This window comes from Caulobacter sp. GW456-12-1-14-TSB4 (genome assembly GCF_059424195.1).
On record NZ_JBWKZF010000058.1, the window covers coordinates 1 to 10,368 of the forward strand.

General features: G+C 67.8%; 10 protein-coding genes and 1 tRNA gene. 5 read left to right on the forward strand and 6 right to left on the reverse strand.

Annotated elements, in window-relative coordinates:
• The 5 genes from AC07YH_RS26185 to AC07YH_RS26205 all read left to right on the forward strand — a co-directional run.
• A partial coding sequence (locus tag AC07YH_RS26185; RefSeq protein ID WP_494749822.1) for an energy transducer TonB occupies positions 1-487 on the forward strand: 487 nt, incomplete at its 5' end.
• 322 nt (positions 488-809) lie between these two features.
• Positions 810-886: transfer RNA gene (locus AC07YH_RS26190), tRNA-His, on the forward strand.
• A 164-nt stretch (positions 887-1,050) separates the two neighbouring features.
• Positions 1,051-1,647 carry a TOL_0243 family YfiR-like periplasmic protein gene (locus tag AC07YH_RS26195; RefSeq protein ID WP_494749823.1) on the forward strand — a complete coding sequence of 199 codons (597 nt, stop codon included), beginning with the start codon at positions 1,051-1,053 and terminating at the stop codon, positions 1,645-1,647.
• Positions 1,644-3,365, forward strand: a complete 1,722-nt coding sequence (locus tag AC07YH_RS26200) for an ATP-binding protein (RefSeq protein ID WP_494749824.1) — start codon at positions 1,644-1,646, stop codon at positions 3,363-3,365. The genes AC07YH_RS26195 and AC07YH_RS26200 overlap by 4 nt, the downstream gene beginning before the upstream one ends.
• A 124-nt stretch (positions 3,366-3,489) precedes the next feature.
• On the forward strand, positions 3,490-4,017 hold the full coding sequence (locus AC07YH_RS26205; RefSeq protein ID WP_494749825.1) for a hemerythrin domain-containing protein: 528 nt from the start codon (positions 3,490-3,492) through the stop codon (positions 4,015-4,017).
• Between the two features lie 82 nt (positions 4,018-4,099).
• Here AC07YH_RS26205 and AC07YH_RS26210 read toward each other — a convergent pair whose 3' ends face one another.
• The 6 genes from AC07YH_RS26210 to AC07YH_RS26235 form a co-directional block, all read right to left on the reverse strand.
• A complete protein-coding gene (locus AC07YH_RS26210; protein WP_494749826.1) occupies positions 4,100-5,563 on the reverse strand; it encodes a UdgX family uracil-DNA binding protein in 1,464 nt (487 codons plus the stop codon).
• Positions 5,563-6,783: a putative DNA modification/repair radical SAM protein gene (locus AC07YH_RS26215; RefSeq protein ID WP_494749827.1), complete on the reverse strand. Its 1,221-nt coding sequence runs from the start codon at positions 6,781-6,783 to the stop codon at positions 5,563-5,565. The genes AC07YH_RS26210 and AC07YH_RS26215 overlap by 1 nt, the downstream gene beginning before the upstream one ends.
• Before the next feature lie 131 nt (positions 6,784-6,914).
• On the reverse strand, positions 6,915-7,196 hold the full coding sequence (locus AC07YH_RS26220) for an HU family DNA-binding protein (protein ID WP_066682603.1): 282 nt from the start codon (positions 7,194-7,196) through the stop codon (positions 6,915-6,917).
• 216 nt (positions 7,197-7,412) lie between these two features.
• Entirely contained in the window at positions 7,413-7,841 is a 429-nt protein-coding gene (locus tag AC07YH_RS26225) for an AraC family transcriptional regulator (protein ID WP_494749828.1), read from the reverse strand.
• Between the two features lie 303 nt (positions 7,842-8,144).
• Positions 8,145-9,068, reverse strand: a complete 924-nt coding sequence (locus AC07YH_RS26230) for a LysR family transcriptional regulator (RefSeq protein WP_494749829.1) — start codon at positions 9,066-9,068, stop codon at positions 8,145-8,147.
• Positions 9,069-9,128: 60 nt separating this feature from the next.
• Positions 9,129-9,551, reverse strand: a complete 423-nt coding sequence (locus AC07YH_RS26235; RefSeq protein ID WP_494749830.1) for an Ohr family peroxiredoxin — start codon at positions 9,549-9,551, stop codon at positions 9,129-9,131.
• Positions 9,552-10,368 lie beyond the last annotated feature (817 nt).

The following is a 10,368-nucleotide window of genomic DNA, read 5'->3' on the forward strand; positions in this document are numbered from 1 at the left end:
GCCGCCGACCAATGAACCGCCGCCGCCTCCGGCCGTGGTCCAGCCGCGTCCCCCGGTGGCTCCGCCGCCGGACGTGACGCCGCCGCCGCCGCTGCCGATCCCGCCCGTTGAAAAGCGGGTCGAGACCACGGCTCCGCCGGTGATCTCGGCGGTCCCGCCGGTGCCGACGGCTCCGCCGGCCCGCGCGTCGGTCATCACCCGTCCGGACTGGGCCCGTAAGCCCGGCGCGGACGACATGGCCCGGTACTACCCGGACCGTGCTCAACGGATGGAAGTCAGCGGTCGCGCGACGCTCTCGTGCACCGTGTCGGCCAAGGGTACTCTGGAAGGTTGCTCGGTTGTCTCCGAGTCGCCCGCGGACATGGGGTTCGGCGAAGCCGCGCTCCGCCTGTCGCGCCTGTTCCGGATGAAGCCCAAGACCCTCGACGGCGCGCCCGTCGATGGTGGCCAGGTGACGGTCCCGCTGGTGTTCCAAGTCCCGCAATAGGGCCTGGACACAAGCGACAATACAGAAGCGCCCCGGAGTTTCGGCTCCGGGGCGTTTTCTTTGGAAAACGACCAAAGAAAGCGAGCGCGTTTTCTTTGGAAAACGACCAAAGAGGGCAAGCGCGTTTTCTTTGGAAAACGACCAAAGAGAGCGAGCGCGGTTTCTTTGGAAAACGCCGGAATGCGAACGAGCGCGTTTTCCTTGGCCGGAGGGTTTCCCCGGAAAAGGGCAAACGGGAACGCGTGCGTTTTCTTGTGAAAAGAGCGTGTTTCGGCGCTTGATCCGGGGAGCCTGTCCGACTAAAGACACTCCCTCGCGATGCGCCGCCTTAGCTCAGTTGGTTAGAGCGCTGGTTTGTGGAACCAGAGGTCCTCAGTTCAAGCCTGAGAGGCGGTACCATCGCAAGAGACAGAAAAGCCCAGGGTTCGCCCTGGGCTTTTTGCTTGTCTGGAGCCCCGCGCCGATATGTCCTGGCATAGCTTCGACGACCTGCCTCCAAAATGTCATGGGGATGGGATCGAAACGGTCGTGCTTCGCGTTCAAACGGTCGAGGGGACTGGCGTATGGTCTTGGGCTTCCCGCCGAGCGCCCTGGGGCTGACCCCCGGATGGCGTGCTTCGCCGTTGCGTATGGTCGCGGCGGTCTGTGCGCTATGGGCCATGGTCGGCGTCGCCCAGGCCGCCGAGCCCGACCCCGCCGCGCCGATCAAGGCTGGCTATCTCTACAAGCTCACCGCCTTCGTCGACTGGCCGGACGCGGCCTTCGAGGCGCCCGCCAGCCCGTTCCGGCTGTGTATCGCGGGGCGTGATCCGTTCGGCGTCGTCGTCGACCACGCAGCGCATGGCGCCAAGGTCGGCGATCACCGGGTCGTCGTCGTCCGCGTGCCGTCCGTCGCCAAGGGCGCCGCCGACTGCCACATGCTGTTCCTCGCCGCCTCGAGCGCCCAGACGCCGCAGCAGATGCTGGCCGTGGTCGCGGGACAGCCGGTGCTGACCGTCGCCGACGAGGCGCTGGAGGCGCCCGGGGCCATGGTCCAGTTCGTCACCGTCGAGGGCCGGGTGCGATTCGAGATCCGCGCCGACGCCGCCCAGGCCGCCGGCCTGTCCGTCAGCTCCAAGCTGCTGTCCCTGTCGGCCCAGCCCAAGGAGGGCGGGCGATGAGGCCCCGGTTCGGCAGCCTGGCCTGGCGTCCCGCCCTGACCGTCTCGATGGCCATTGGGCTCGCGGTCGCCATCGTCGCCGCCGCCTTCGCCATGGCCGCCTATAACGAGCGCCTGGGCCAGCAGGAGCGCTTCCGCCAGGCCGAGGTGCAGCTGCGCATCCTGGCCAGCAGCATGGCCGCGCCCCTGGCCTTTGACGACCGCTCGGCGGCGCGGGAATATGTCGGGGCCCAGAGCTCCAATCCCGATGTCGAGGCCGTGGCCGCCTACGACATGCAGGGCCATCTGGCCGCCGCTTACGTCCGCGCCGGCGCGCCGCCGCCGCCGACCCGCAACGTCCTGGCCTCGCCCCGCAATGACGGCTCGCGCCTGGTCCTGACCGCGCGGGTCACCGAGGGCGAGACGGTGTTGGGCTCGGTCTATCTGCGCACGGTGCTGGAATCGCCCGCCCGCCGGGCCATGCGCTATGCGGGCTTTGCCTTGCTGATCGGCATGGCGGCCCTGCTGGTCGCCGTGCTGGGCGCCGCCAATGCTCGCGAGGCCGAGGCCTATCGCCGCCTGAGTCGCGAGACCCGCGAGCGCGAGAAGGCCGAGGACGCCCTGCGTCAGTCGCAGAAGATGGAGGCCATGGGCCAGCTGACCGGCGGGGTAGCGCATGACTTCAACAACCTGCTGATGGTCGCCTCCAGCGGTCTGGACCTCCTGGAGCGCACCACCGACCCCACACGCCGCGAGCGCCTGCGCACGGGCATCCGCCAGGCCATCGACCGCGGCGCCAGCCTGACCCAGCAGCTGCTGGCCTTCTCGCGCCGCGCGCCGCTGAAGCCGGAAGTGGTCGATATCGAAAAGCGCCTAGTCGGCATGCACACCCTGCTGGACCGCTCGCTGCGCGAGGACGTGGCGGTCGAGATGAAGCTGGCCCCCGACCTGTGGCGCGTCGAGGTCGACGCCTCGCAGCTGGAAGTGGCGGTGCTGAACATCGCCATCAACGCCCGCGACGCCATGCCCGACGGCGGCACCATCACCATCGAGGGCCGCAACGAGCCTTCGGGCAAGCCGGACGGCGTGGGCGACATGGTGCGCCTGTCGATCCGCGACACCGGCGTCGGCGTCGCGCCCGAAGTGCTGAGCCGACTGTTCGAGCCGTTCTTCACCACCAAGGCGGTCGGCAAGGGCACAGGGCTGGGCCTGTCCCAGGTCTATGGCTTCGCGCGCTCGTCGGGCGGCGAGGCGGGGATCGAGAGCGTGCTGGGCGAGGGCACGACGATCTGGATGCGGATCCCGCGCTCGACCAAGGCCCTGGCGCAGGAGGCCGTGTCGATCGCCTTGCCGGGGCCGGGAGACACCGAGCGCCGCATCCTGATGGTCGAGGACGACGACAGCGTCGCCCAGCTGGTCGAGGAGATGCTGCGCGAGCTGGGCTATGACGTGGTCCGGGCCGGCGACGCCCTGGCGGCGCTGGAGACCCTGCGCCAGGACATCGCCTTCGACCTGGTGTTCAGCGACATGGTCATGCCGGGCGATGTCGGCGGGCTGGACCTGGCGCGCGACATCCAGCGGCTGCGGCCCGACCTGCCGGTCATCCTGACCACCGGCTACAGCGCCGCCGCCGCCGCCGCGACGAACGAGGGCCGGCGGGTGCTGATCAAGCCCTACCGCATCGAGTTGCTAGCCACCGAGCTGGACGCGGTGTTCTCGGGCGTCAAGCGGGCGAGCTAAGTCGGTCGACTGTCGGTCTTCCGACACTGAAAATGCTTTTCAATTAAGAGTTTATCGCAAGAGGAACACGCGTTGAGGCGTGCGGGTTTGTTGGCGGTCGGGGGACATCCGAGGGAGAATTTCCATGGCCGCCGCTACCAAGACCACGACCAAGTCCGCCAAGCCGCGCCGCACGCGTCGCACCGCCCGCCGCGATCCGCTGGCCATCAGCCTGCTCAAGAAGGACCACCGCGAGGTGGCCGCCATGTTCGACGAGTACGAGCAGCTGGAGAGCGACGCCGAGAAGCTGGCCCTGTTCAACAAGATCGCCCTGGCCCTGAAGGTCCACACCCAGATCGAGGAAGAGATCCTCTATCCGGAGGAGCGCGGCGAGGTCGATGACGACCTGCTGGACGAGGCCTATGTCGAGCACGACGGGGCCAAGAAGCTGATCGCCGAGATCGAGGCGATGAAGCCCGGCGACCAATATTACGACGCCAAGGTCAAGGTGCTGGGCGAGTACATCACTCACCACGTCAAGGAAGAGGAACAACCCGGCGGCCTGTTCTCGCAAGCCAAGAAGGGCGACGAGGACCTGGAGGCCATGGGTGAGCGTATGAAAGCCCGCAAGGAAGAGCTTATGGCGGAGTACGGCGGCAAGGCCGCTCATTAGCCGCTGACTTTTCTCCTCCCCCTTTGGGGGAGGTGGCCCAGAGGGCCGGAGGGGGCAGCGCGGCCTATGCCGAGCTGCCCCCTCAGTCGGCTTCGCCGCCAGCTCCCCCAAAGGGGGAGCAGAGCCCCGCCAGCTCCCCTGCCAGCCGCAGATCCTCCACGAACTCCCCATAAGCCCGCGCCCGCGCCTCCTCGTCCGGCAGGCGCAGCAGGAACGACGGGTGATAGGTCACCACGCCCTGGGCCTGGTCCGATAGTGGCAGCGCCTTGCCGCGATTGGCGCCGATCGGCGTCGGCTTGCCGATCACGCCCAGCGCCGCCGTCGCGCCCAGCATGACGATCACCCTTGGCTTCACCAGCCGCCGCTCGGCGTCCAGCCACCAGCGGCAGGCGGTGACCTCGCCTCGATCGGGGGTCTTGTGGATGCGCCGCTTGCCGCGCGGCTCGTGCTTGAAGTGCTTCACGGCGTTGGTGACATAGGTCCGGTCGCGCGCCACGCCGGCCTCGGCCAGGGCCCTGTCGAACACCTGGCCGGCGGGGCCGACGAAGGGCCGGCCCGCAAGGTCCTCCTGGTCGCCGGGCTGTTCGCCGACGAACATCAGCCGCGCCTTGGCCGCCCCTTCGCCCGGCACGCCCTGGGTGGCGTCACGCCAGAGGTCGCAGCGGCGGCACAGCTCGACCCCGGCGGCGATGTCGTCCAGCGAGGTCGGCAGCGAGCCGTCATACGAAGCGTCGCGGGCGTGGCGCAGGGCGGCCTTCAGCTTGCGTTCGGGCGGCTTGCTGGGATGGGCGGCGACCATGGCCGTGGCGCGCTCCTGCGCGGTTTCGATCAGCTCCGGAATGAGCGCCGCCTCGGGCAGGTTCCGCCAGTAGCGCTTGGGCATCTCCTGGCGCATCTGTTTCGGGTTCAGGCGGGCAGGGTTGAAGATCGAGGCGTAGTAGGTGCGCCAGAGCTCTTCCTGGGCGTCCTCGGACGGCGCGTCGGCGGGATCGGCGCCTTCGGACACCATCAGCCGCTCGCGGTCCCAAGCCACGCAGGCGTCGGGCGTCAGGATGGTCCAGTCCATATTGGTGAAGCGGCGGACGAAGAAGCCGGCGGTGGCCTCGGTGACGCGGTGAGCCGGCTCGAACCAGGCGGCGTAGGTCTCCATCGCCGCGCCCTCGATCAGCCGAAAGCGCACGAAGGCCTTCATCTTGTGGGCCGAGCGGCTGACGGCCTTGGCCATGTCGCGGGCCCGGGCCATGTCGGGATCGGCCGGATTGTCGATCAGCCGCGGTTCGCGCTCCAGCCGCCAGAGGATGCGGTAGAGCAGGGCGAAGCGATCCGCCGCGCGGTTCTGGATCACCTGCTCGGCCAGCTCGACGAAGGCGGCGGGGACGGTGAAACTGCCTCCGGTGACAGGCGGGGCAGGGGCGTCGAAGTCGAACAGCTCCCGCTCCACGGTCCACACCACCGCCTGCGGCTCCACGCCTTCGGCCCGCAGCGCCCGCGCGGCCGCGCGCCAGCCGGCGAAGTCGATCTCGGACGCCAGCCGCACCACGCGCATCAGAACAGGCTCAGTTGCTGGGGCGGGACGAGCGCCGCCTTCAGGCTCTCGCGATCGGTCAGGGCGCCCGGCGTCCAGTCGGCGGTGACCACGAAGGCCCTGGCGCGCTTCAGGACGGCCCCGACGCGCTTGAGATCATCGAGGGTCAGGCGCGTCACCTTGCGGGCCGCCAGGATGCGCTCCACGGCCTTGGCGCCGATGCCCGGCACACGCAGCAGCGTTTCCTTGTCGGCGGTCTGGATATCGATCGGGAACTTCGCCCGGTTGCGCAGCGCCCAGCTGGTCTTGGGATCGACGGTGAGGTCCAGGTCCTCGCCCTCGGCGACGATCTCGGGCCGCTCGAAGCCGTAGAACCGCATCAGCCAGTCGGCCTGGTACAGGCGGTGCTCGCGCAGCAACGGCGGCCGCGCCAGGGGCAGGCGATGGCTGGCGTCCGGGATCGGGCTGAAGGCGGAGTAGTAGACTCGGCCCAGGCGATACGCGCCGTAGAGGTTGGCGCTGCGGGCCAGGATGTCGCCGTCCTTGGCCGCATCCGCCCCGACGATCAGCTGGGTCGACTGGCTGCGGGCGAAGGACCGCTTGCCGGCCTTCTTGGCCGGTTCGGCGTGGTCGTCGATCGCCAGGCGCATGCGGCCCATGGCGCGCTTGATGTCGGTGGGGCTCTTCTCGGGGGCGAGGGCCGCCAAATCGTCGTCGCGCGGCAGCTCGATATTGATCGACACCCGGTCGGCATAGAGCCCGGCCTCGGCCGCCAGCTCCGGCGAGGCCTCGGGGATCAGCTTCAGGTGGATGTAGCCTCGGAAGTCGTGGTCCAGCCGCAGCGACTTCGCCACCCGGACCATCTCCTCCATCGTGTAGTCGCCCGTGCGGATGACGCCCGAGGACAGGAACAGGCCCTCGATATAGTTGCGCTTGTAGAAGTTCAGGGTGAGGTCGACGACCTCCTTCACCGTGAACCGCGCCCGGGGCGTGTTCGAGGACACGCGGTTGATGCAGTAGGCGCAGTCGTAGATGCAGAAGTTGGTCAGCAGGATCTTCAGCAGGCTGATGCACCGCCCGTCGGGCGCATAGGCGTGGCAGATGCCCATGCCCTCGGTCGAGCCGATACCCTGGCCGCCGACGGAGTTTCGTTTCTCGGCGCCGGAGGAGGCGCAGGACGCGTCGTACTTGGCGGCGTCGGAGAGAATAGCGAGCTTGCGTCTGAGATCGAGAACGGCCATGCGGCCTAAGTTATCGTTCTCTTTTTGTTCTGAATAGTCTTCACGCGCGACAGAGGCATGGAGCACAATGTCGCGCGTGAATAGCAACGTCGAGAAGCGGACACTTGAGCGTCCGCCTCTCGCCGAAAGGCTTAGCCGTTGACGGCGTCCTTCAGTTGCTTGGCCGGCGTGAAGGCGACCTTCTTGCTGGCGGCGATTTCGATGGTCGCGCCCGTGGCCGGGTTGCGGCCGGTGCGGGCCGGCTTGGCCTGGACCTTGAACTTGCCGAAGCCCGGGATCGAGACTTCTTCGCCCTTCACGGCGGCGTCGGAGATCGACTTGAAGACGCCGTCGATGATGGCCTTGGCTTGGGTCTTGGTCAGCTTGTCGTCAGCGGCGACAGCGGCGTCGACCAGATCGGAAACGTTCGTCATCTCTAAGCTCATTCCTGTGAATCAGGGAAATGTAAGCCTGACGAGCCCGATCGCGTTTGTCACCCGTTAGGGAAGGTTAAAAAGCCGATTCACGGGGACAAAACGCCCGTGGGCCGGGGATTTTTACGAATTCGCCGCCTGCGGAACGGTCAAGCTGGGCGAAAAAGCGTTAACGACCGTCCGCAAAGCTGACTTTCGCCTGATTCACTGAAGGCCTCACTGAAGGGCGATTCCCGCCTGAGTCGGGGTCCAGCGAGCCCGGCGCCAGGCCAGCGGGCTCTGGCCGACATGCTGGCGGAAGAGGCGCGACAGGTGGCTCTGGTCGGCCAGGCCGACGGTCAGGGCGATCTGCGAGAGCGGCTCGCTGGTGGTCAGCATCAGGTCGCGGGCAAGGGCCATGCGCTCGGCGGTGATGTAGGCGTGGGGAGCGACGCCGAAGCTCTGCTTGAAGGCGCGGCCGAAGTGGCTGACCGACAGACGCGCCAGGCCGGCCAGTTCCTCGACCGAGATGTTGCGGTCCAGATTGCCGTCGATATGGGCCTCGACCATCCGCACCTGCCAGGGGGCGAGACCGCCACGGGCGATGTCGAAAGCGGCTTCGCGGTCCTGGGTTTCGCTGCGGACCTGGATCTTGCTGGCGTCCATCGTCTTGCTCCGGGGTGTGTGTTTCCTTGAGCAAAGGAGTAGGCGCACGGCGTTCGGTCGATAATCCGGTGTTTTGGTTCTTCAGTGTTTCCAAAACTGCACTAATGCGCGGAGGGGGAGCTATTGGGCGATGGGGGCTTCTCTTCCCTTGTCATCCCGGAAGCCTCGCAGAGGCTGTCCGGGACCCAGGGGGTGCGTGAATGCTGTGCCGGCCGCCCCTGGGTCCCGGACAAGCGCTTCGCGCTTTCCGGGATGACAAGGTTTAGGGAAGCTGTTCGGTCGAGGCCGGAGCGTCGCTCGTGATCAATGCTCGATCCCGTGCGCCCAGGGCTGGCGGGAGAAGTTCTCGCGCAGGAATTCCAGCAGCACCCGCATCCGCGCCGGCCGGGCGCGGCCCGGCGGGGTGACCAGGTGCACGGGGACGGGGACCAGGGTCCAGTCCTTGAGGACCTCCACCAGCTGGCCCGACTGCAGCTCGTTCCAGATATAGACCTCGGGCTGCAGGGTCAGGGCCAGGCCCTCCAGCAGCATGGGCACCGCCGCCAGGCCGTTGTTCATGCGGAACGTCCCCTGGACCATCACCAGGCGCTCGCCGTGCACCGGGTGGAAGAAGCGCCACTCCTGGGCCTCGCGCACATGGGTGTAGACCATGATCGGCATCTTCAGGACGTCTTCGGGCTGCTCGGGATAGCCGTACTTCTCGAACAGGGCCGGGGCGCCGACCACCGGCAGGCGGTGGGCGAACAACCGACTGGCCCGCATCGAGGAGTCGGCCAGCTGCCCGACCTTGATCACGCCGTCGAAGCCGTCGGCGATCAGGTCGATCTTGTTGTCGGTGATGTGCAGGTCGAGTTCGATCTCGGGATAGCGCTTGAGGAACTCGGGGACCAGCGGGGCCAGGGTCCGCACCCCGAACGCGCCGGTGCAGGCCAGGCGGATCAGGCCGCGCGGTACGGCGGCCTCCTCCAGGATCTCGGCCTCGATGGTCTCGCCGTCATTGAGGATGCGGGCGGCGCGCTCCAGCGAGGCGCGACCGCTCTCGGTCAGGGACAGTTGGCGGGTGGTGCGGTGGAGCAGGGTGGTGCGCATCCGCTCCTCCAGCCGGGTCACGGCCTTGGAGACGGTGGTCTTGGCCAGGCCCAGCTCCTCGGCGGCGGCGGAGAACGAGCCGCGCTCGGCCACCTTGGCGAAGATCGCCCAGGCCTCGAAGTCCGGCAGATGCGGCATGTGGTGGTTCCCCGAGCGAGTCGCCAAAACGACTTGGGGGATCGAAGCGCGATGCGGGCCTTACGTCACCTGGATTCGCACCTGGGTGACCTCGCGGAGGGCGCGGGAGTAGGGGCACAGCGCATCGGCGTGGGCGACCAGGGTGTTGGCGTCTTCCGAAGCCATGCCGGCTAGGTCGATGGAGAGACCGATGCGCAGGGCCAGCTTCGGATCGTCCTGCGGACGGCCGACAGCGACCGTGGCGGTGACGTTGGCGTCCTGGGCGACGCTCATGTCCAGCTCGGCGGCGGCGGTGCGCAGGGCTTCCAGGAAGCAGGCCGCGTAGGCCGCCGCGAACAACTGCTCGGGATTGCTGCCCGCGCCGCCGCGCCCGCCCAGAGCCTTGGGCGTCGACAGGCTGACCTTCAGCGCCCCATCGACGCTGCCGACCCAACCGCCGCGTCCGCCGACGGCGGTGGCCTGGGTGGAATAGAGGATGTTCATGCCGAGGGTCTCCTGCCGCGGAGACACCGCGGCAGGAGGAAGGTAGGGCGCGGGCAGGTCCAGGATTATCCGGCTGCGGGGCACATCATTGGTGACGGTTTGGCGGCAATCCCCGGCGAGGAATGGGAATTGACCCCCTCTCTCTTTGAGAGAGGGAGGGGCCCGCGCCGCAGGCGTGGGAGGGTGAGAGGTTAGGCGAAGCCGGTGGCCGGTTTGCACATCTCGCTGTGTTTTCAGGCTTATTCGGAGAGGGTGTGACCTCTCACCCTCCCATGCTGCGCATGGGCCCCTGCCTCTCTCTAGGAGAGAGGGTTTTGGATGACGCACGAGCGTTCACCGCCTTCCATCCTCCCCCTCAAAACCTGCCGTACAGTTCTCCCACCTCGTCGCGAGGAAAGGGCGCATGGCCAGCGACCGTTGCGGCGACGAGGGGCGATCGAGCGGGCGTGCTCGTCGGTGCGGGGGAAGCTCCGCAACCTCATCCCTCTGGCGGCGGTCGGCCCTGGAACACAGAAACGACGTGGGATGATGGGCCGAGGAGGCGACAGGTTCGGGGAAATCCGAACATCCGGGACCAGGCTTCGCGGCCTGGCCCGCCCGTCGGAGGCTTCAAGGGCGAACAGGCGCGAACAGCGTCGGGACGTCACGCTTCCGGAAAACGATCGCGCGGAGCGTCTGGCTTCGTCGAAACGGTATTTCTTGTCTCACACTCCGGACGCTGTCCGGTGCTCCGCATCCCTTTCCACCAACTCGCAGCTGCACGGCGCGAGGTCGATGAAGCACGTTCCCTCCCCCTTGATGGGGGAGGGGCAGGGGT